The 20531-nt window shown below is 70.6% G+C and carries 16 protein-coding genes; 5 read left to right on the forward strand and 11 right to left on the reverse strand.

Annotation, left to right across the window (positions count from 1 at the left end):
* Positions 1-2: 2 nt before the first annotated feature.
* The gene (gene miaA / locus ABZX11_RS17810; protein ID WP_354914059.1) at positions 3-914 is read right to left on the reverse strand and encodes a tRNA (adenosine(37)-N6)-dimethylallyltransferase MiaA; all 912 of its coding nucleotides are present in this window, start codon (positions 912-914) and stop codon (positions 3-5) included.
* A 218-nt stretch (positions 915-1132) separates the two neighbouring features.
* Between miaA and ABZX11_RS17815 the strand changes: the two genes are divergently transcribed.
* Both ABZX11_RS17815 and ABZX11_RS17820 read left to right on the forward strand, forming a co-directional pair.
* Positions 1133-2446, forward strand: a complete 1314-nt coding sequence (locus ABZX11_RS17815; RefSeq protein ID WP_176175897.1) for a DUF349 domain-containing protein — start codon at positions 1133-1135, stop codon at positions 2444-2446.
* 182 nt (positions 2447-2628) lie between these two features.
* Positions 2629-3066: a hypothetical protein gene (locus tag ABZX11_RS17820; protein ID WP_354914061.1), complete on the forward strand. Its 438-nt coding sequence runs from the start codon at positions 2629-2631 to the stop codon at positions 3064-3066.
* A gap of 19 nt (positions 3067-3085) precedes the next feature.
* On the opposite strand, the gene ABZX11_RS17825 is transcribed toward ABZX11_RS17820, so the two are convergent.
* The 4 genes from ABZX11_RS17825 to ABZX11_RS17840 all read right to left on the reverse strand — a co-directional run bounded on the left by ABZX11_RS17825 (position 3086) and on the right by ABZX11_RS17840 (position 8968).
* Positions 3086-3559: a hypothetical protein gene (locus tag ABZX11_RS17825; RefSeq protein WP_176175895.1), complete on the reverse strand. Its 474-nt coding sequence runs from the start codon at positions 3557-3559 to the stop codon at positions 3086-3088.
* Complete coding sequence (miaB, locus tag ABZX11_RS17830; RefSeq protein ID WP_176175894.1) at positions 3556-5049, reverse strand: tRNA (N6-isopentenyl adenosine(37)-C2)-methylthiotransferase MiaB; 1494 nt, start codon at positions 5047-5049, stop codon at positions 3556-3558. The genes ABZX11_RS17825 and miaB overlap by 4 nt, the downstream gene beginning before the upstream one ends.
* Positions 5050-5636: 587 nt before the next feature.
* Positions 5637-7223, reverse strand: coding sequence for a cell division protein ZapB (locus ABZX11_RS17835; protein WP_354914064.1), 1587 nt, complete (start codon positions 7221-7223; stop codon positions 5637-5639).
* A gap of 635 nt (positions 7224-7858) precedes the next feature.
* Positions 7859-8968, reverse strand: a complete 1110-nt coding sequence (locus ABZX11_RS17840) for an NAD(P)/FAD-dependent oxidoreductase (protein ID WP_354914066.1) — start codon at positions 8966-8968, stop codon at positions 7859-7861.
* A gap of 68 nt (positions 8969-9036) precedes the next feature.
* Here ABZX11_RS17840 and ABZX11_RS17845 point away from each other — a divergent pair, with 68 nt between their 5' ends.
* Positions 9037-9720 (forward strand): TetR/AcrR family transcriptional regulator C-terminal domain-containing protein, encoded by a 684-nt coding sequence (locus tag ABZX11_RS17845; protein ID WP_354914068.1) that lies wholly within the window; start codon positions 9037-9039, stop codon positions 9718-9720.
* A gap of 3 nt (positions 9721-9723) precedes the next feature.
* Here the strand turns inward: ABZX11_RS17845 and ABZX11_RS17850 are convergent, their stop codons facing one another.
* Positions 9724-10389, reverse strand: coding sequence for a TetR family transcriptional regulator (locus tag ABZX11_RS17850; protein WP_176175891.1), 666 nt, complete (start codon positions 10387-10389; stop codon positions 9724-9726).
* A gap of 83 nt (positions 10390-10472) precedes the next feature.
* Between ABZX11_RS17850 and ABZX11_RS17855 the strand changes: the two genes are divergently transcribed.
* A complete protein-coding gene (locus tag ABZX11_RS17855) occupies positions 10473-11573 on the forward strand; it encodes an NAD(P)/FAD-dependent oxidoreductase (protein WP_354914070.1) in 1101 nt (366 codons plus the stop codon).
* Positions 11574-11625: 52 nt separating this feature from the next.
* Here ABZX11_RS17855 and ABZX11_RS17860 read toward each other — a convergent pair whose 3' ends face one another.
* The 3 genes from ABZX11_RS17860 to ABZX11_RS17870 all read right to left on the reverse strand — a co-directional run bounded on the left by ABZX11_RS17860 (position 11626) and on the right by ABZX11_RS17870 (position 16295).
* Positions 11626-13377: a cellulase family glycosylhydrolase gene (locus tag ABZX11_RS17860; protein WP_354914072.1), complete on the reverse strand. Its 1752-nt coding sequence runs from the start codon at positions 13375-13377 to the stop codon at positions 11626-11628.
* A gap of 79 nt (positions 13378-13456) precedes the next feature.
* Positions 13457-14893 carry an RICIN domain-containing protein gene (locus tag ABZX11_RS17865; protein WP_354914074.1) on the reverse strand — a complete coding sequence of 479 codons (1437 nt, stop codon included), beginning with the start codon at positions 14891-14893 and terminating at the stop codon, positions 13457-13459.
* Positions 14894-14915: 22 nt separating this feature from the next.
* Positions 14916-16295, reverse strand: coding sequence for a glycoside hydrolase family 43 protein (locus ABZX11_RS17870; RefSeq protein ID WP_354914076.1), 1380 nt, complete (start codon positions 16293-16295; stop codon positions 14916-14918).
* Between the two features lie 289 nt (positions 16296-16584).
* On the opposite strand from ABZX11_RS17870, the gene ABZX11_RS17875 reads away from it, so the two are divergent.
* Complete coding sequence (locus ABZX11_RS17875; protein ID WP_354914078.1) at positions 16585-17295, forward strand: serine/threonine protein kinase; 711 nt, start codon at positions 16585-16587, stop codon at positions 17293-17295.
* On the opposite strand, the gene ABZX11_RS17880 is transcribed toward ABZX11_RS17875, so the two are convergent.
* The gene (locus ABZX11_RS17880; protein ID WP_354914080.1) at positions 17280-18608 is read right to left on the reverse strand and encodes a jacalin-like lectin; all 1329 of its coding nucleotides are present in this window, start codon (positions 18606-18608) and stop codon (positions 17280-17282) included. The genes ABZX11_RS17875 and ABZX11_RS17880 overlap by 16 nt on opposite strands.
* On the reverse strand, positions 18605-20446 hold the full coding sequence (locus ABZX11_RS17885; RefSeq protein WP_354914082.1) for a phosphatase PAP2 family protein: 1842 nt from the start codon (positions 20444-20446) through the stop codon (positions 18605-18607). The genes ABZX11_RS17880 and ABZX11_RS17885 overlap by 4 nt, the downstream gene beginning before the upstream one ends.
* Positions 20447-20531: the final 85 nt, after the last annotated feature.

Below are 20531 nucleotides of genomic sequence, written 5' to 3' on the forward strand. Positions count from 1 at the left end.
GATTACCGGCCCAGGGTATCCAGGACGCGCGCGGCCAGCCCGGGATCGGCGCCGTCGAACCAGCGGATCCGCTGGTCGCGCCGGAACCAGGACCGTTGCTTGCGGACGAAGCGCCGGGTGGCCTGCGCGGTTGCCGCGGCGGCCGCCGCGAAGTCGCCTTCGCCGTCCAGTTCGGCGAGCACCTGCTGGTAGCCGAGCGCCCGCGACGCCGTCTTCCCCTCGCGCAGGCCCCGCTTCTCCAGCTCGCGCACTTCGTCGACCAGCCCGGCCGCGAACATCCGCTCCACGCGCTCGTTCACGCGCTCGTCGAGCTCCTCGGCCGCGCGGTCGACGCCGATCACCACCGTGCCGTAGCGAGCGGGCCCCGGCTCGGGCAGATTCGCCGAGAACGGCTCGCCGGTGATCTCGATGACCTCGAGAGCGCGCACGATCCGGCGGGTGTTGGTCGGCAGGATCTTGGCCGCGGCCGCCGGGTCGCATTCACCCAGCCGGGTGTACAACGCGGGTGTGCCGAGCTCCTCGGCCTCCGCGTCGAGCCGGGCCCGGACGGCCGGGTCGGTGCCGGGGAACCGCAGGTCGTCGAGCACGGCCTGGACGTAGAGGCCCGACCCGCCGGCCAGCACCGGGACCCGGCCGGCGGCCAGCAGCCGCTCGATCTCGGCCCGCGCGTGCCGCTGGTAGGCCGCGACGGACGCCGTCTCGGTCACGTCCAGCACGTCGAGCAGGTGGTGCGGGACGCCGCGGCGCTCGGCCTCGGTGGCCTTGGCGGTGCCGATGTCCATGCCCCGGTAGAGCTGCATCGCGTCCGCGTTGACGACTTCGCCGCCGAGTTCGCGGGCCAGGTCCACGGCGAGCGCGGTCTTGCCGGTGGCCGTCGGCCCGACCACCGCGAGCGGGACGACGGGGCTGTTCACGGCGGCTGACGATACCTGCGGGCCGACACAGAGCGTCCACCGGAAGTAGGATCACGAGCTTCGAGTGGCCCATCCAGTACCACGGTGCGCGCTGAGCTGCTTGAATGCCGCGTGGGGCCGTAGCATCCGAGCACGGCCCGTGACGACCGCATTACCCGGCCCCGCCCGAACGGCGGGGCGCCCGCGCAAGCGGGCGTACAGGCGATAAGGAGCCTGCGATGGCCCAGGAGAACACTTCCACCGGTACCCCGGCCCCGCACCCGGTGCCGCACGCGCTGCACGCCGGGCACGCCGCCCCGCCCGTGCCGCCCGCCGAACCCACCCCGTCGTCCTGGGGCCGGATCGACGACGAGGGCACCGTCTACGTCGTCACCCCCGAAGGCGAGCGCGCCGTCGGTGTCTGGCAGGCCGGCAGCCCCGACGAGGGCCTGGTGCACTACGCGCGCCGTTTCGACGACGTGCGCACCGAGGTCGAGCTGCTGGAAACCCGGCTGATCTCCGGGGCGGGCGACCCGAAGCACGCGCTGTCGAGCGCCACCCAGATCCGGGACGGCCTCGCCGAGGCGGCCGTGGTCGGCGACCTGGCCGCGCTCGCCGCGCGGCTGGAGTACGTCATCGCGCACGCCGAGAAGGCGCTGGCCAGTGCGAAGGCGGAGCGCGAGGAGGCCAGGGCCGCGGCGGTGGCCCGCAAGCAGGCGCTGGCCGAGGAGGCCGAGAAGATCGCGGCCGACTCCACCCAGTGGAAGGCGGCGGGCGACCGGCTGCGGGCGATCCTGGACGAGTGGAAGACGGTCAAGGGCGTCGACCGCAAGACCGACGACGAGCTGTGGAAGCGGTTCTCGAAGGCCCGCGAGGCGTTCAACCGCCGCCGGGGCTCGCACTTCGCCGAGCTGGACAAGCAGCGCGCGTCGGCCAAGCAGCGCAAGGAAGAGCTCATCGCCGAGGCCGAGGCCATCAGCGAGTCCGACGACTGGGGCGAGACGGCGGGCCGCTACAAGGACCTGATGACCGAGTGGAAGGCGGCCGGCCGCGCGCCGAAGGACAGCGACGAGGCGCTGTGGCAGCGCTTCCGCGCGGCGCAGGACAAGTTCTTCGCCCGCCGGTCGGCGGTGTTCTCCGAGCGCGACGCCGAGTTCGGCGCGAACGCGGCCCGCAAGGAGGAGCTGCTGGTCGAGGCCGAGAAGATCGACGCGTCGGCCAACCTGGAGGCGGCGAAGAGCGCGCTGCGGCGCATCCAGGAGCAGTGGGACGAGATCGGCAAGGTCCCCCGCGAGCGCATCCGCGAGCTGGACGGCAGGCTGAAGGCGGTCCAGGACGCGGTCAAGGCGGCCGAGGACAGCCGCTGGCGCCGGACCGACCCGGAGGCCCAGGCCCGCGCGGCGCAGTTCCGGGAGCGGGTGGAGCAGTTCGAGTCGCAGGCGGCGAAGGCGCGCGCGGCCGGGGACGAGCGGCGGGCCAAGAAGGCCGACGAGCAGGCGGCGCAGTGGCGTGAGTGGCTGCAGGCCGCGGAGGCGGCGGTCGCGGACCGCTGAGCGCCCTGGTCCCATCTGGGCACTTCGACGCGGCGAGAAGGCCGCATCCGGGAACACCCCGGGTGCGGCCTTCGCCGCGTTTGGGCGCGATCGGCAAGCGGAAGCACCCGAAGGGGTTCGGCCCACGCCCCGACCGGGGGTCACCGCGTGCTCCGGGCCGTTCCCGGTGCTCCACTCCGTTCATGACCAGGACACCCCGCAGGCTCATCGCCGCTCTCGCCGTCACCGTCGCTCTCGCCGGGCTCGCCCCGGCGCTCGCCGCCCCGGCGGGTGCCGCTCCCCTCTCCTCGGCCACCGAGGCCGGGAAGAAGAAGGTGAAGGTCGACGGGAAGCTCGCCAAGGACCACGTCAAGGTCGGCGAGAAGGTCGACCTCAAGGGCAACCTCCAGGTGCTCGAGACCGCCCGCTCCGAGGCGAGCGTCGAGACCGTCATCGTGCAGCAGCTGCAGGCCGGGGCCTGGGTGAACATCGCCGACACGACCTGCCGTCCCAACGGCGGGTTCTCCCTGAGCCTCAGCTTCAGCCTGAGCGCCACCGTCTCGCTGCGGCTCTTCCACCCCGAGACGTCGCTCTACGCCGCCGCCTACTCGGCGGGAACCCTCACCCTGCGCGTCGGCTGACCCCCGGTCCCCACCGGCCTCACGAACGCGAGAACGCCGTCCGCATCCACTGCACGGCCAGGCAGATCATCGCGATCCAGGCGATGATCATGCCGATCCCGGGGCCGCCGCCGGCGGCGCCCGGGGCGTGGGACGACTGCTGGGACCAGATCGCCAGCAGCCCGTCCACCGAGGCGAACCAGCCGCCCGCCGCGCACACCCAGGCCAGCCACCAGCGGCGCGTCACCAGGGCCAGCGCCGAGGCCAGGATGCCGACGCCGGTCGACGTCGCCGCGAACAGCTGCGGGATGCCGCCGCCCTCGCCGGCCAGCACCCGCCAGCCCGCGTGGTCGCCGACCCAGGGCAGGATCAGGCAGATCAGCAGCACGAAGGTGAACACCGCGATGGTGAACCCGCGGCGGCCCAGCTCCACCGTGCGGGACGCCCGCGCGCCCGCTTCGTCGATCTCGGCCGCCAGTTCGGCCAGCTCGCCGTTGCCTCGCGGCTCGGTCACAGCGCACACCCACTCACCGGTTCGGGCCGGGCGGCCGGGGCACCGAAGCCCGGCAGGCCCAGCGTGACACCGCTCGTCTTCGGCCGCAGCCCGGCCTCGGCGTTGTCGCCGGCGCGCGTGCGCCGGTGGGACAGCAGGTCGCCGTCGGCGACCAGGTGGTGCGGGGCGCCGTAGGTGACGACCGTCTCGACGACGTCACCGGGGCGGACCGCGCGGTCGACGTGGGCGCCGGTCGGCGTGAAGTGCACCAGCCGCCCGTCACGGGCACGGCCGCTCATGCGGTGCGTTTCGGCGTCCTTGCGGCCCTCGCCCGCGGCGACCAGCAGCTCGACGCGGCGGCCGACGATCTTCTTGTTCTCGTCCCAGGAGATGGCGTTCTGCAGCTCGACCAGGCGGTCGTAGCGCTCCTGCACGACCTCCTTGGGCAGCTGGCCGTCCATCGTCGCGGCCGGCGTGCCGGGGCGCTTCGAGTACTGGAAGGTGAACGCGCTGGAGAAGCGGGCCTGGGCGACGACGTCCAGGGTCGCCTGGAAGTCCTCCTCGGTCTCGCCGGGGAAGCCGACGATGATGTCGGTGGTGATCGCCGCGTCCGGCATGGCCGCGCGGACCTCGTCGAGGATGTTCAGGAAGCGCGCCGAGCGGTAGGACCGCTTCATCTCGCGCAGCACCCGGTCGGACCCCGACTGCAGCGGCATGTGCAGCTGGTGGCAGACGTTCGGGGTGGCGGCCATGGCGTCGATGACGTCGGAGGTGAACGCGGCCGGGTGCGGCGAGGTGAACCGGACGCGCTCGAGGCCGTCGACGGTCCCGCACGCGCGCAGCAGCTTGCCGAACGCCTGCCGGTCACCGAATTCGACGCCGTAGGAGTTGACGTTCTGCCCGAGCAGGGTGACCTCGAGCACGCCCTCGGCGACGAGCGCCTCGACCTCGGCGAGGATCTCCCCCGGCCGCCGGTCGCGTTCCTTCCCGCGCAGGGCGGGGACGATGCAGAAGGTGCAGGTGTTGTTGCAGCCGACCGAAACGGACACCCAGCTCGCGTAGGACGATTCGCGGCGCGCGGGCAGCGTGGAGGGGAAGGTCTCGAGCGATTCGAGGATCTCGACCTCGGCCTCGGCGTTGTGCCGCGCCCGCTCCAGCAGCGTGGGCAGCGACCCGATGTTGTGGGTCCCGAACACGACGTCCACCCACGGCGCCCGCTTGACGATCTCGCCGCGGTCCTTCTGCGCCAGACACCCACCCACGGCGATCTGCAGATCGGGATTGGCGACCTTGTCCGGGCGCAGGTGCCCGAGGGTGCCGTAGAGCTTGTTGTCCGCGTTCTCCCGCACGGCGCAGGTGTTGAACACGATGAGGTCCGGCTTGGCCCCGGCGGTGGCGGGGACGTAACCGGCGTCCTCGAGCTGCCCGGCGAGGCGCTCGGAGTCGTGCACGTTCATCTGGCAGCCGAAGGTGCGGATCTGGTACGCCCTGGGTGCCTGCTTCTCGGTCATCGGCTTCCAGGGTAAACCCGCCCCACCTGACCTGAGCCTTGGCGTCCCCTCCCAGGTCCGGTCGTCTCCAGCGCTGCGAGGGCCCACAGCCGGATCGTGATTGCGACGAACCCCCTCGCCGCTGCGATCGTCGCGATCGCGAGATCGCCTTCCGACCTGTCCGATCCCGCCGGTCGGAGTAGTCATTGTCGCCGTCGTCCACACCGTCGAGATCGAGGTCGCCGAAGGTGGCGATTTATCGCGACCTACTTCGTCGGCTCTACCTGTCGGCCAGGCCCGGAACGGTCGAAGAGCTGCCCCGGACACGTCAGGCGAAGTCTCAACAGAACACCGCCAAGCGAGCGCGCGGCACCGCCCCGTGGAGCAGTGCACCACCCGGCGCCTTCTCCGCTCCGACGAACACCCTTAGACCAAACAAAGAGGAAACAGGCAGACGAGATTTCCCGCTTTTCGCCTCAGACGACGGCAGTCGCGGCCCGACAAGCGAAATAAACGGAAATGTTTTCTCTCAGAATTCACCAAAGAAGTTTCAAACTGCCGAAGAGTAGAATTGCGTCAGAGACTACACGGACTTCACACTATCGCCTTCAGTAGAGCTTTATGCCAACATGGTCAACAATAAAGCGTCGATTCGCGACGTCCAACCCAAAGTAGACTCGCCCAACTTCATTTCGCGCTACATGATCATCTAACTTAAGATGCGGTTCCCGTATGAGGTCTTGCCCGTCAAAGGTGAACTTCTCACCCTTCACCTGCCGTAAACCTTTGTCGGTGCCAGCCATATTCAAACCCCAGCGGGTCTTGAACCAGTCGTCAATGACCATGCCACCAGTCTGACAACCCGACGTCCGCCACTCAACTGCGGCTTGCGCCAAGAGCACAAGGCTCTCCCGCATGCGCTCACCATGCGGATACCTGCTCTGTTTCCAACTACGCCCCGCTGCCGCCGTGAAGACGATAGCACCGCTTGAGACCGCAGTAAGGAAGCTGGCCAGTTCGTCGAGACTACCGGCTTCGAGCGTAGGCGCATCCTGCCAACTGGCACCGCTGGGACCGGCCATCGACTGCTGAGCCGTGAGCGCAAGTTCTTTCCAGTACTGAACCTCGGACTTCGCGGCGCGAAGTTGTCCATTTTCGCTCTCCAAACGCTCAGCCTCACCCTCCCAGAACTCCGCCTCCCCTTTGAGTTCCTCGACGCGGACTTTCAGAGTCTGAACTGTCGAGACAGCATCATCCGCTACCCGAGCCTCAGCCAAGTCTTTTTGGAACTTCTCCTCGCGACGCTGTCGCGTGGCGTCAACAGCACGCCTGAAGTACCGGTTTCTACCCCGCGCGGCGACCGATGCTGCAGCAACCATTTTGAGCAGGATTGCGACTGCACGATCCCGATCACGCAGCTGCCGCTCGTCGAATACCGGGTTCCGCCATCCGGTTGCCGGCCAGACCAGACGGGCTCCATGATCCGGGACCGCCGCATCAATTTCCTCCAAACGATTCTTGATCATGGTCAGCGCGCGACCGTCAAGGACCGTTGCCTGTGCGAGGCCTGCCAACTGAGAGGCGGCGTACTTGGCGAAATTTTGAGTTTGCTCGCGCCGACCGTCGATGAGTAGGAGAGGGAGACGAGGCACGTGGGCCAATGCTTCTTCGAGAGGTGTTACCTGGCCTGGATTGATCCACTGAAACCGGCCGTCGACCACTTGGCCCTGACTCCGGCAAGTGAGCGCCTCATCACGTAAGACACTCGGGAGAAGCCGCGGACGGCGCACGCTCGACACAGGGGTGGGCGTGAGTAGCCCATGCACCGTCTCGCGCCCCATCTCGACGCGAAGTGCCGCGCAACTCTGATCTCGAAACACCGTGACCTCGCAGATGAAGCTGCCCATCCCTGGCACTGCCAGATCCTGGTTGATCAGGCATTGGAACACCTGAATCTCGTCTGTTCCGCGACTCCTCCAAAGAATCTGCCGAGTTAACTCTTGCCCGGATCGGTGTATCCGCTGCTCAATGCGCCCGGGCCCCGCCAAGGAATCAGAGTCCACTGTGTCGAGAGCATCCCAGTTCAGCCAAGCAGCGACATGGCCGAGGAGGCGCTCGAAGACTGCGCTGGGGGACATCACAACGTCCTTGTCCACCCCGCTGACGTGAAAGTCCACTATGTAGAGCGGATCCATGCCGACTCCTCCTGAGATCCCGCCAACCCAAGGCCAAACAACGTCGCAGCCCTGAGTCAGTTCATCCCAGGGACCTTCGGCATATAGCTCGTAAGTCCCGGTGTCGGTGTTACATGATCAAGCGGCGTCAACGGTCAGACCACCACGTGCTGCGCCCCATAGCCGACGCGTTAGCCTCTGCTCTTCCTGGGCAAGCGAAGATCATTCTTCTCTTCGCGCCGCTCGCCCCAGGCAGTGCTCCACAAGCATGGGCCGCCGCTCTGCCCTGGAACAGGCGACGCCCTTCCCCAATGAGGCATACCTCGTGCACAGAGACCGACTACGTGAGTTTGCAACGTCCACTGGCCATCAGATCAGCAGAAACCGTCCGGTGCCAGCGAGTTGCAAACTCGTACAGACCTAGGTGCGGATCTGGTACGCCCTGGGTGCCTGCTTCTCGGTCATCGGCTTCCAGGGTAGACCGGCTGCTGCCTGCGGTCGGCCGGTGCCCTGGGTCCGCGCCGTCGACGGCTTCGGCCACGCCGATCCGGTCGGCCTGGCCGGGGCGAGCCGATCTCGGCACAGGTCACGGTTCCGGCATGTTCGAACTCATTCCTCCCACCGAGCCGTGGCTGAGAACGCCGCCGGCGGGTGGATCATCGTGGTTGGAAGAACTCGAGCAGGCGGCGGCTTGCGTCCGGGGACATCAGCAACTGCTGCATGTCCGCCGACATTCGGGCCGCCGCTTCCGTTCGCTCGAACATCTCCTTCTCGTACTCCGCCACCGCCGTCGCGAAGTCGTCCGGGTGGGCCGCCAAGGCCGCTCCCAGGACCGCGCCGTCCAGCATGGCCATGTTCGCCCCCTCGCCCACCGGGGGCATCAAGTGCGCCGCGTCGCCGACCAGGGTCACCTTCGGGTTCGATGGCCACCTCAAGCCGACCGGGAGTGCCGTCAAAGTCCGGGGGACGATCGTGTCGTCGCTCACCTCGATCAGGCGGGTGATCCCCGGGTCCCAGCCGGTCAAGAGCTCCATCAAGCGAGCTCGGGCCGCCGGCGGGTTGTCGAACGGGATTCCGGTGGCCTCGAACCAATCCTCTCCGGTGTTGTAGAAACTGATGCCGATCCGGACGCAGCCGTCGCCGTTTCGCTGGGCTGACAGGGACTTTCCTTCGCCGAAGACCCAGTAGTTTCCGCGGCCCACCATGGCCGCCAGGTCCGGGTACCTGGCGTCGATGTCGGAAATCGCCAGCTCGACCGCGTTCTGGCCGAGGTGCGCCGGGCGGGCGTCGGTGAGGAGGCCACGGACGCGGGAGTTCGCGCCGTCCGCGCCGACCAGCAGGTCGTACCGGGCGCTGCCCTCGCCCGCGAAGTGCACGACGCCGTCTTCCGCGTGGTCGAACGCGTGGCCCCAGCGGACCGTTTCCGGGGGCAGTGCGTCGAGAAACAACGCGCGCAGGTCCGTGCGGTCGATCTCCGGCCGCAAGAGTGGCGCGTCGTCCGGTGTGTCCTCCCGCAGCAGCAGGGTGCCGTCCGGTTCCAGGAGGCGCATGTCCTGCCCCTCGCCGCGGGCGATCGTCAGGAACTTCTCCAGCAGCCCGGCCTCGCGCAGCGCCCGCTGCCCGGAATGGATGTCCAGCATGCCGCCCTGCCTGCGGGCGTCCCGCGCCGCGTCGCGCTCGTACACGACGGACTCGATGCCGTTGACGTGCAGAACACGGGCGAGCGCCAGGCCGCCCATGCCGGCTCCCACGATCGCGATGCTCATAACTCCCCCTCCGATACGCCGTACGTCTCGATACACTGTATCGCGGGAGGCGTTGTACTGTCACCCCCATGTTGGTGTGGGAACGGCCGGAGCCGGCGAACCGACCGGCGCCGGCGCCGCTGAGCCGCGACCTGATCGTCCGGACCGCGGTCGAGCTGGCCGATCAAGCCGGCCTGGACGCCGTGTCGCTGCGCAAGATCGCCGCCGCGCTGGACGTCGGGCCGATGCGGCTCTACGGCTACATCGACACCAAGGACGAGCTGCTCGACCTGATGGTCGACGCCGTCCACGCGGAGATCCGGCCCACCGGCGACGGCTGGCGGGAGGTGCTCACCTCGGTCGCCGAGGCCACCCGGCGGGCCGTGCACCGGCACGAGTGGTTCGCCGACCTGATCGGCGGCCGCCCCCAGCTCGGGCCGAACGCACTGGCCAGGGGCGAGGCGGTGCTGGCCGCGCTGGACGGCGTCGACGTGGACGTCGTCATGCCGATGGTCACCGCCGTCGACGCCTACGTGATCGGCGCGGTCCGCCGCGAGATCGCCGAACGGCGCGCCGAACGCGCCAGCGGGCTGGACCAGCGGCAGTGGCAGGCCGAACTGGGCCCCTACCTGGTGCGGATGTTCGCCACCGGCCGCTTCCCCGCACTCGAGAAGGTCGTCCACGACGCCGCCCACCACGACGCCGACGAGACGTTCCGGATCGGCCTCGGCTTCCTGCTCGACGGCATCGGCGCGGGCATCGCCCGTCCGTAGCCGCTAGCGCAGGGCCCCGATCCCGGCCAGGAGGATGTCGACGCCCGCGAGGAACTGCTCGCGGTCGTCGTGCTCCCGCAGCTGCGCCGCCGCCCGGTGGACGAACGGGTACCGCTCCGGGTCGAGCGCGGCCCACTGGGCGGCGACAGCGCCCAGGAAAGCCGACCGGTCCCCCTGGCCTGCGGCGAGGAGGCGGGCGTTGGCGGCGTTCTGCCCCGCCACGCCGAGCACGTAGCTGACCAACGCGGCGGCCGCGTCGAACAGCTCCCGCTCGGGCACGTCGAGGACGGCCAGCAGCCCGCCGATCCGTTCGTAGATCTCCAGGAGCGCGGGCCGCCACGGTTCGCGGGACAGCTGGGCGCCGACCCAGGGGTGGGCGTCGATCGCGTCGAACAGGCCCAGCGACACCGTCCGCAGCGCTTCCCGCGGGTCGTCCCCGGCGACGGCGTCGCCCAGCACGCGGGTGATGACGGCCTCGGTCGCCGCCGCGAGGAGGTCGCTCTTGTTCGCGACGTGGTGGTAGATCGCGCCGTAGCCGGTCGACAGGCGGGTGGTGAGCGCGCGGAACGTCAGCGCCGCCTCGCCGCCTTCGTCCAGGATCGCGGCCGCCGCCTGCACGATCACGTCCTTCGACAGCCCGTCCGTGCGCCGCTGGGCCCGTTTCGCCATGTGCCGATCATCGCACGGTTGGAACGGCGATCCAAACTCGTGTTAGCGTGGTGATTGGAACGACGATCCAATCGGAGGGAACCATGACTGTCACGATCATCGGAGCCGGGCTCGGCGGTCTCGTCCTGGCCCGCGTCCTGCACCGGCACGGCATCCGGGCCGAGGTGTACGAGGCCGAAGCGTCCCCGGCCGCGCGCCGCCAGGGCGGGATGCTCGACATCCACCCGTGGAACGGCCGGCTCGCGCTGGAAACCGCCGGCCTCGCCGAGGAGTTCCGGGCGCTCGTCCTGCCGGGCCGCGAGTCGTCCCGCGTGGTCGACCGCCACGGCACGGTGCTGCTCGACGAGCCCGACGACGGCACCGGCCAACGCCCCGAAGTGCAGCGCGGCGAGCTGCGGCAGCTGCTGCTGGACTCCCTGCCACCCGGCACCGTCCACTGGGGACAGAAGGTCGGCGGGGTGCGGGCCCTCGGCGACGGCACCCACGAAGTGCGCCTGGCCGGCGGCGGCACCTTCGTCACGAGCCTGCTGGTCGGCGCGGACGGCGCCTGGTCGAAGGTCCGCCCGCTACTCTCGGCCGCCACCCCGGAGTACGTCGGCGTGACGGTCGTCGAGACGTTCCTCTTCGACGGCGACACCCGGCACCCGGCCGCCGCGAAGGTGGTCGGCGCGGGCGCGCTCTACGCGCTGGCGCCGGGCAAGGGGATCATCGCGCACCGCGAAAGCGGCGGGACCCTGCACACCTACGCGCAGCTGTACCGGCCACAGGACTGGCTCGCCGGAGCCGACGCCGCGACCGTGACGGCCCGGACCGTCGAGGAGTTCGCCGGCTGGGCGCCCGAGCTGACCGCGCTGATCACCGAAAGCGACCTGCCGCCGGTGCTGCGCCGCCTCGCCACGCTGCCTGCCGGGCACCGCTGGGACCGCGTGCCGGGGGTGACCCTGCTCGGCGACGCCGCCCACCTGATGCCGCCGAACGGCGAAGGCGCCAACCTCGCCATGCTGGACGGCGCCGAGCTCGGCCAGGCCCTCGCCGCCCACCCGGGCGAGGTGGAGACCGCGCTGGCCGAGTACGAGCAGGCCATGTTCGCGCGCGCCGCGGCGGAAGCGGCCGACGAGGACATCTACGCAATCATGTTCGGCGCGGACGCCCCGCACAGCATGGTCGCCCTGCTGGCGGGCTGACTCCGGCAGCCGGGCCGGTTGCGGCGTGAGCGGCGACGCTGGTCGTGCTCGGTCAGCGGACCGCCGTCGGCGCCCACGCCGCGAGTTCCGCCCGGACGGCCGCCAGCTGGGCCGCCGTCGGGGCCGCCGCCGGTTCCGTGATCAGCGCGTAGTGCAGGCCCGGGGTGGCCGGCAGCTGCAGGCGGTCGCCCACCCGGGTGACCGAGGCCAGGTCCGTCACCACCGTCGGCGTCATCCCGGCCGGGACGTGCAGCTCGGTCGGCGCGGCCGCTTCCGTTCCCTGCCACACGAGGACGCCGTAGCGCCCGGCCCCGGCGAGGGCGGCGGTGGCCGGCATCGTCGACGGGATCCGGTTCCACGTCAGCGCCTGGCTGCCGTCACGCGAGCGGTCCTCGTAGGTGAACGCCAGCGTGTGCCCCGCCACCGCGGCCGGGTAGAGGCGGTCGAGCAGGCGGGCGTCCTGGCGGAGCTGGACCGTCCCGTCGTCCGCCGTCCGGGCCGACGAGAAGTCCTCGCCGTTCCAGGCGTCGCCGTCGGTCTTGACCTTGTCCGGGTTGTCGTTCATCAGCTCGTGGTGGCGGCCGCTGTAGACGTCCCACTGCCACTGCGTCGCCGACAGCACCGGGCCCGACTGCGCCGGCTTGCGCCACCAGTCCGCGCCGGGCACCCGCGAATCCAGGGCCTGGTACATCGCCTTGTCCACGGTCGGGGTCTTGTCCGAGGTGTACCCGGTCATCGGGTGGCCGAATTCGGTGACGATCGCCGTCGTCCCGAGCGCGGCCGCCCGGTCCCGGACCGTGCCGAAGGCGGCGCTGTACTGGCCGTCGCCCGCCTTGCCCGGCATGAACACGCCGGACTGGGCCAGCTGGTCGTAGAAGTGCGTGTTGAACACGTACCGCGGGCCCAGCACTCCGGTGTCCTGGAAGCCACCGGGGTGCAGCTGGAAGGAGATGTTGGCGTTCCAGAACATGTTCGGCTCGACGAACGCCGGCTTGTCCTGCCAGCCCGCGGCGTCCATCGCGTCGCGGAACCGCCGGAAGAACGGCCACAACACGTTCTGCTCCCACGCCTTGCTGTCCTGGCCCTGGTCGTACCGCCCGGCGAACGGCTCGTTGTACGGGTCCATCCCCGCGATGCCGGCGAACTGGGTGGCGCTCAGGTTCCCCTTCAGGTACGACATCGTCTGGACGGCCATGCCGACGAACTCGTCCTGCACACCGCGGGCGTTGTGCCAGAAGTCCTTCGTGGCGTCCTGGACCGCGCCGTTCTGCGTGATGTTCTGGCCCCAGTGCGCGCAGATGCCGCAGCTTTCCGCCGGGTAGCCGCCGAGGTCGACGACCCACTTCGGCGCGCCGTCGCCGGTGTACCAGCTGCCGCGGTTGAACAGGTAGCGGGAGAACAGGTCCTGGTGGAAGTCCGGCAGGACGGTGAACCCCTCGTCCAGGAACGCCTTCAGCTGCTCGGTCAGCGCGGCCAGGTACCGCGTGTCGACCGGCCCGCGCACCGGCTGCGTCCCGGCCCACGCGATCGGGATCCGCACGGCGTTCGCGCCGGTGAGCGCCCGTATCGCCTGAGCCGAGCGACGCGCGTCGGCCGCGGAGGCGAACGGCAGGAAACCGTTTTCCGCGAGCTTCGTCTCCCCCGAGACGTTGAAGCCGCGCAACACCACTTCGCGGCCGTACTCGTCGACGAAAGCCGGACCACGCACCGAAAGCCGGTGCGCCGGAACGTCTTCGGCGACGGCGGACGCGACGACGCCGGACGTCATCGCCACGGCGGTGAGCAAAGCCACGAGCAGGCGCATGAGGCAGCCCCAAACGTGAAGGAGTTTCACAAAAAACTAGCGAGCCCTCCTCCGGTCGTCAAGGGCCGAACGGAGCCCTTCAGGCGGCCCGCTGCTGCCACTGCTGGTTGGTCACGCCGGTGCACGGGTACTGCTTGACGGCGGCGCCGTCGGCGGTCGACGCGGACACGACGTCCAGGCACTTTCCGCTGTGTCGGGCCGAAATCCGGACGTACCCGCCGTCCGCGGCCTGGAGCTGCCACTGCTGGTTCGCGCCGCCGCCGCAGGGCCACTGGACCACCGCGGCGCCGTCCGCGGTGGACGCCCCCGAGACGTCGAGGCACTGGCCGCTGTGCCGGGCGATCAGGTTGACGTAGCCGTTGCCGAGGTCGAGCACGCTCCACTGCTGGTTGCCGCCGTTGTTGCAGCTGTACTGCGTCAGCTGCGTCCCGTCGGCGCGGGACGACCCCGGGATGTCGGCGCACTTGCCGCTGTGCCGCGCCACCAGGGATTCGTACGCGCTTCCGGAGCCGACGCCGGCGACCACGCCGGTCGCCACGTCGACGCTCACCTTCGGGTACCAGCTCATCGACAGCGTGGTGGCACTCGGGAAAGCCAGCGGCAGCCAGACGTACCGCGACTCGGTGACCGGACGGCTCCAGGCACCGGCCCAGCGGTCACCCAGGTACAGGTAGGAGGTCGCCTGCGAACCCTGCACCGGCAGCACGTACGCGGTCTGGCTGCCGTAGCCGGTGGCGTCCCCGACGTTCGCCAACCCGCTCCACGTGCCCGTGATGCTGGTGGCCGTCGCGTACTTCTGCTGGTTCGGCTGCCAGCCGGTCGCGGCCGAGGTGACCATGAAGTAGACGCCGTTGCGCTTGAACAGCGCCGGCGCCTCGCGGTACGAGCCGGGCCACAGCGTCTGCACCAGCGCCGAGACACCGGTGTAGTCAGTGGAGAGCCGGTACACGTTCAGGTCGGCGTTCTCGCGGGCCGCGGAAGCCATGTACGCGGTGCCGTCGTCGTCCTGGAACAGCGTGATGTCCCGCGACATGTGGACCCCGAGCGGGCGGAAACTGCCGCGGTAGGTGTAGCCGCCGTCGACCGTCGGGGAGGTGGCCACGGCGGCGCGGGCTTCGGCGTAGTCGTCGCCGTTCTCCTTGTGCATCCACATCACGTACTGCCCGGTGGCGCGGTTGTAGATCACCTTCGGCCGCTCGATCTTCGCCCGGCCCAGCTCCGAAGCCGACGACTGCGTGAGCACGTCACCCCGGAATTCCCACGTCTTCAGGTCGGTCGAGCGGTAGGCCGAGACGGCCCGGAAGGTGTCGTCGGCGTTGCGGTTCTCGCCGAACCAGTAGTAGTAAGCGCCCACCTTGAGCAGCCCGCCGCCGTGGGCGTGCACCAGGGCGCCGGCGGTGTCGGTGAACTGGCTGCCGTTGGTCACGGTCACCGGCGCGGCGTGCGCGCCCGGCGTACCGAGCAGCAGCGAGGCGAACACGAGCAAGGACAACACCGTGCCACGTCGTCGTAGCATGACGGCTCCTTCGCGAGCGGGGTCAGTAGCCGACGCGGAAGGTCGCGTCCTGCTTGTCCACAGTGGAGGACGTGCTGCCCAGCGGATCGATCCGCAGCACGTAGTCGTGGTGCCGGAGGTAGCGGTCGGGGTAGTTGTGCGAGCGGAAGGACGACCAGCTCGCGTCGGCGAGTCCCGCGGTCTGGTGGAAGGTGGCGTCGGCCTTGAACGCCGCCGTGCCGTCGTCGGCCGCGAGCTGCAGTTCGTAGTTGTAGTGCCGCAGGTACCGGCCGGGGTAGTTGACGGATTCGAACGACACACCGGCCGGGTCGGCCAAGCCGGGGACGAGCTTCCAGAGCTGGTCCTGGTACGGGTCGAACGGGTAGGCGTCGATGCGGCCCACGGAGTTCGCGTGCCGGACGTACCGGTCCGGGTAGTTGTACGACTTCAACCGCCGCCAGACCGGGCTGCCCCACTTCTCGACGAGCGCCGACCGCTCCGCGGCCGTGATCGGCGTGATCCCGGGGTGCTTGGAGTTCAACGGCTGCGTGTAGGCGCGGTCGTTCAGCAGCGTCCAGTTCCCAGTGGCCACGTCCGTGGTCTCCCAGCAGAAGAACCGGCCGTTGGGGCTCCACGTGTCGCCCCAGAGGTACCAGCGGTTGCCGGACGCGGCCGGCACGATCTGCGGCGCCTCCACCCCCCGCCCGGGTGAGATTCCGGTCCGGTAGGTGGTGAAACTGCCGGGCGCGAGGGAAGCGGACCGCTGGGCGACCAGGGTGCTGTTCGTGTTGTCCTTGACGTACAGGTAGTTGACGCCGCCGATGGTGGCCATCGTCCCGTCGATCGTCGCGTGCCCGGGGTCGAAGAACACCTGCGGCGCACTGACCGTCGTGAAGTCGGTGGTGTAGTTGACCATGATGACGTCGTGGCCGCCGAAAGCCGCGGAGTAGATGATGGCGTACTGGCTGCGCGAGGGGTCCCTGAACGCCTCGGGCGCCCAGCTGTGCGTGGCCATGGAATGCAGCTTGATCCGGCGGTAGCCGGTGAACCCGCGCAGGTCGGCGGAATCCCAGACGTGCACGTACTGGTTCTGCAGCGACCAGTCGGTGCCCTTGAGATCGGTGGCCAGCACCACGAACCGGCCGTCCTGCTTGCGCAGCACGAAGGGATCGCGCAGCCCGCCGGTGCCCGCGGTCGGCGTCACCACGGGGTTGTTCTGGTTGAGCGGAACCCAGTCGAGGCCGTCCGCGCTGACCGCCAGGTGCAGCCCGTAGTCGGCGCCGGTCATGGACGGTGACTCGGTGAAGTACGCCATGACGTACCCGCCGATGGCGGCCTGGGCCCGCGCCGAGGCATGGCCGCCCAGCACCCCGGCGACCGCGGCTCCGGCCGCGCCGGCCATCAGTCCACGTCGACTGATCATCGTCCACCCATCTCGTCGTCGAGCAGCGGGCACGGATTGTTAGCGCTAACAAGCCGTCGTAGTGTAGGTGACCCGCGCCACGCGGTGTCAAGGGTTCCGATCCGGATCCCGGGCACCGGGCACCGAGCCCGGCCGGGCTACCCCGGCGGGGTGAACAATCCTGCGAAAAACCGGCGCCCACCGGCGGTCGTTTTGTCACGAACGGGAAATCGAGTCGATCAAGCGAACCGGATCCGCGTGGTGGCCGTATCTCCCTGGAGGACGGTGGACCAGACGGAGGGACGATGCCGTGGCGCGCGAAGGGACACTGATCGGCGACCGGTACCGCCTGCTCGGCCCGGCCGGGCCGGGCGCGGTGCTCTGGCACGCCCAGGACGAACGGCTCGGCCGGATCGTCGCCGTCAAGCCGCTGTTCGACGAGCCGCCCGCGGTGCCAGCCATCCCCGCGCCGCGGGCGGCCATCTGTGACGTCGTCGACGAAGACAGCACCACCTACCTGGTGCTCGAGTACCCGGGGGCGCGGACGCTGGCCGAGCTGCTCGGCGAGCACGGCACGCTCGCCCCCGATTTCGTCGCCCGGTTCGGCGCGCAGCTGGCCGCCGACCTGGCCGCCGCGCACGACGAAGGCGTCCTGCACGCCGCCGTCGACCCGGACCACGTCGTCCTCCTGCCCGAGGGCCGGGCCGGGCTCGCCGGCGGCGGGCGTCCCCTGCCCGCTTTCCTCGCCCCCGAGGTGCTCGACGGCGGCTTCCCCGACTTCCCGGCCGAGGTGTACTCCCTGGGCGCCACCCTCTACGCCGCCGTGGGCAGTGAAGTGGGCACCGGGCAGCGGCACCCGCTCACCGAGGCCGTGCTGCCGCTGCTGCACCCCGATCCCAGCGCCCGGCCCACCATGGCCGTCGCCGAAGAGCTGCTGAACAGCGTGACGCCCCGCCGCCCGGAACCGGGTCCGGACCGCGGGGCGCCTCGCGGCCTGGCCGGCGACTACCGCTGCGTGTAGACGAACCCGAGCTTGTCGACCTCGTCGCCGGTCCGCCCGTGGAAGCCGGCGAGCTGCCAGCCGGACGGCGCCGTGCGGGTCACGCAGTCGCCGGTGGTCGTGCCGCCGGACAGGACGCGGCCGAGGCTGGTGGTGAACCGGGCCGAGAAGATCCGGGTCGTGCCGTTGTACTTGCCCTGGCACAGGGTCGCCGTCGTGACGTACTCGCCGGTGCCGAGGGTGAGCGACGCGGCCGTGCCGCCGGTGCCGCCGTGGGTCAGCGTGGTGCCGTTCTCCAGGGTCACCCCGACCTGGTCGAGGCGGCTGCCGCCGCGCAGCGACCACGTCTTCACCCGGGCGCCCGCGGGCACCGCGGGGACGTCGGTGAAGTAGTCGCCGTGCGGGCCGCCGAACTGCTCCGAAAGCTGCAGCGCGGGGTTGCGGGTCCAGCTGAACCGGACGGTGATCGGGTCGTGGTCGGACAGCATGTTGCCGTCGGTGTAGAGGAACTTCGCGTGCTCGTTGTTGTAGAAGGTCGCGTCGAGGTTCACGAGCTTGCTGCCGCGGTAGAGCACCTTGTCGACGACTTCGCAGTCGTTGGTGGGTGCCTGCTGGTTGCACACGAGGTCGGGGCTGCCCGGGGCCGGCGCGACGCCACCTCGCACCAGCTTGACCCACGCGTCGGTGAGGCCGTTGTCCGCGCCGAACTTGGCGATCGTGTCGGCCGCGCGGGTGTAGCGCGTGTTGGTGTCGCCCATGACGACCACCGCGTTGCCCGCCGAGTGCGCCTGGATGAACGCGGTCAGCTGCGCCAGGTTCGACGCGCGCGAAGCCTCGTCGCCGTCGTTCGTGCCGGCGTTGGTGTGCGCGTTGTAGAAGTCGACGTACACGCCTTCGGCCAGCCGTACCCGCATGAAGGTGAAGCCCTTCGGGGTCAGGCAGTCGCCGGAGTCGAGCTGGCAGGACGTCCAGCGGACGCGCTCGAAGTCGTCGGCGTCGTAGGGCAGCGAGGACAGCGTGTTCAGCCCGCTGCCGATGCCCGCGCCGCCGCTGGTGGGCGTGCGGTACGGGTGGGTGTCGGCGGCGTAGAGCTTGGCGTGGTAGTTGAAGTCCTCCTCGACGTGCACGACGTCGTACGGGCCGAGCCGCTGCCCGATCGCCGTGGTCGCGGGGTCCCGCGGCGTCGGCGCGCTGGAGATGCTCTCGGGCAGGCCGGCGACGTTGTAGGCCAGCACCGAAAAGCTGCCGCCGTCGGCGGCCGCCTGGGCGGCGGCCGGACTGACCACAGTGGACACCGTGACGGCGAGGGCCAACGCGGCGATGCGTTTTCTCACGAGAACTCCCGGAGGATTCGGACGGACAAACCGGTGGGGGTGTACCGCGGCACCACCCGGTGGCCCGGACGGTCGGCTCGGATGGCGGCGAACCGGCCGCGCAGCCGCCGCGCGCGCAGCACGTCGACCTCGTGCCACGGGCACGAGCCGTCGATCCGCAGCTCCAGGACGCTGCCGCGCTCGAGGGTGGCCTCGCCGCGCACGACCAGCGCCGGCCCGGCGGTGACCGACAGCGTGCCGCCGGTCTGGTGGTGGCCACCGATCCGGAGGCCGGACGCGCGCAGGGTGCCCCCGGCGAGTTCGACGTCTCCGGTGCCCAGTGCGCCCGGCGTCGCGGCGATCAGGGTGCCCGCCTCGACGCGGGTGCCGCCGCGGTAGCGGTTGGTCCCGGCGAGCGTCAGCGTCCCGGTGCCCGCCTTGACGAGCCCGCCGTCGCCGCCGATGTCGTTGCGCCAGCTGTCGTTCGCGCTGAACCCGCCGAGGGCGGCGTCCATCGTGACGCGGACGTTCGCGTCGAACGCGCCGTAGCCGTCGGCCGCGGCGAAGAGGTTCGGCCGTCCCCACAGTTCGGGGCCGTCGAGCAGCGGGTTGCCACCCGGGAACGCCGTCGTGCGCAGGACTTCCCGCCGCTGGGTCGCGTCGAGGTACGGCAGGCGGGTTTCGAGGAGCACTTCGGCGCCCTTGGGGACGCGCATCGCGGTGCGCGCGGCGCGGTCCGGCAGGCCGTAGGTGGCCCGGCGGGCGACCATTGCGGCGTTCGCCCGGCGGTCGCCGTATTCGTCGGCGCCGGTGTGCGCGCGGGCGAACAACGTGTCGGGGGTCGTGCCGGTCCTCGCGGTGAAGTACTCCAGTGCCTGCGCACGGGCCGCCGCCTTGAGCGTGGCGTTCTCCGGGTCGGCGAGCGCGGCCGCGGCGAGCGCGGTGGCCAGCGTCCGGCCGCCGATCACGTCGACCGGCGAGTGCATCCCGGCGACGATCCGCGTGTCGGCCAGGTCGTAGGCCCGCGCCACCAGCTCCTGGAACCGCTCCGGGACCGCGTAGGCCAGCGCGAGGCAGGCCAGGTGGAACGCGTTGGTGTGGCCGCTGGGGAAGCCGCCGTCTTCGGCCGGGGTCGTGCTGCGCTGCCGCAGCAGCTGCGGCGCGACGACCACGTCCGACCGGTAGACCGGGAAGCCGAGCTCGTCGACCCGGCCGGTGTCCTCGACCCGGCTGTCCGCGGTCAGCCGCCACGGCCGCGGGTACTGGTAGGCGTTCTTGCTCGGGTTGCCCGAAGCCCAGGTGCCGCGGACGGTGTCCACGAGCGTGGCCACCAGGCCGAGCTCCGAGTCGTGCGAGCCGGCGCCGAGCGCCGAGCCCGCGGGCGCGTCCGCCGGGACGGCGTCGTCGATCTTCGCCGGCGGCGTGCCGTCGGGGGCGGAAGTGATGCTGGTGACGGCCTTGGCGCCGCTGCGGTAGAGGTCCGCGAGGGGGCCGAGGCCGCCGATGGCGGCGTAGGACTGGTGCTGGCGGTCGTAGACGAACGCCCGCTTGGCTTCGACGTCGCTCCGGGCGCGGGTGACGGCGACGCAGTGCCGGACGTTCGCGCGCAGCAGGGCCGCGTCGAGCACGACCCCACTGTCCCATGTGGACCCGGTGCGCCAGACCCGCTGCATCCCGCTCAGGATCCGCACGGCCGCGTTGGTCTCCGGGGTGCGGTTGGCCGGGGTGTTGGTGCGGTAGGAGTCGACGAACGCCGCCGTCTCCTCCGCCCAGGCGGGCACGGTGGGCACGGCAGCGACGGCGGGCACGAGCGCGGACCAGCGCAGGAAGGTCCGCCGGTCCAAGGGCGCGAGGCTCAAGGGGTTCTCCTGTGAAGGCGCGGGAAAGCGCGCGGGGAATCGCTGCGGGAATGATCAGCGCCGGGCCGATCGGGGTCAAGGAGCG

The sequence above is a fragment of the Amycolatopsis sp. NPDC004169 genome (assembly GCF_040610315.1).
Lineage (GTDB): Bacteria > Actinomycetota > Actinomycetes > Mycobacteriales > Pseudonocardiaceae > Amycolatopsis.

Coding starts and splice junctions, on each gene's coding strand:
- ABZX11_RS17815 (WP_176175897.1), top strand. CDS start 1,133: ATGGCCCAGGAGAACACTTCCACCGGTACCCCGGCCCCGCACCCGGTG.
- ABZX11_RS17820 (WP_354914061.1), top strand. CDS start 2,629: ATGACCAGGACACCCCGCAGGCTCATCGCCGCTCTCGCCGTCACCGTC.
- miaB (WP_176175894.1), bottom strand. CDS start 5,049: ATGACCGAGAAGCAGGCACCCAGGGCGTACCAGATCCGCACCTTCGGC.
- ABZX11_RS17835 (WP_354914064.1), bottom strand. CDS start 7,223: ATGGATCCGCTCTACATAGTGGACTTTCACGTCAGCGGGGTGGACAAG.
- ABZX11_RS17840 (WP_354914066.1), bottom strand. CDS start 8,968: ATGAGCATCGCGATCGTGGGAGCCGGCATGGGCGGCCTGGCGCTCGCC.
- ABZX11_RS17845 (WP_354914068.1), top strand. CDS start 9,037: ATGTTGGTGTGGGAACGGCCGGAGCCGGCGAACCGACCGGCGCCGGCG.
- ABZX11_RS17850 (WP_176175891.1), bottom strand. CDS start 10,389: ATGGCGAAACGGGCCCAGCGGCGCACGGACGGGCTGTCGAAGGACGTG.
- ABZX11_RS17855 (WP_354914070.1), top strand. CDS start 10,473: ATGACTGTCACGATCATCGGAGCCGGGCTCGGCGGTCTCGTCCTGGCC.
- ABZX11_RS17860 (WP_354914072.1), bottom strand. CDS start 13,377: ATGCGCCTGCTCGTGGCTTTGCTCACCGCCGTGGCGATGACGTCCGGC.
- ABZX11_RS17865 (WP_354914074.1), bottom strand. CDS start 14,893: ATGCTACGACGACGTGGCACGGTGTTGTCCTTGCTCGTGTTCGCCTCG.
- ABZX11_RS17870 (WP_354914076.1), bottom strand. CDS start 16,295: ATGATCAGTCGACGTGGACTGATGGCCGGCGCGGCCGGAGCCGCGGTC.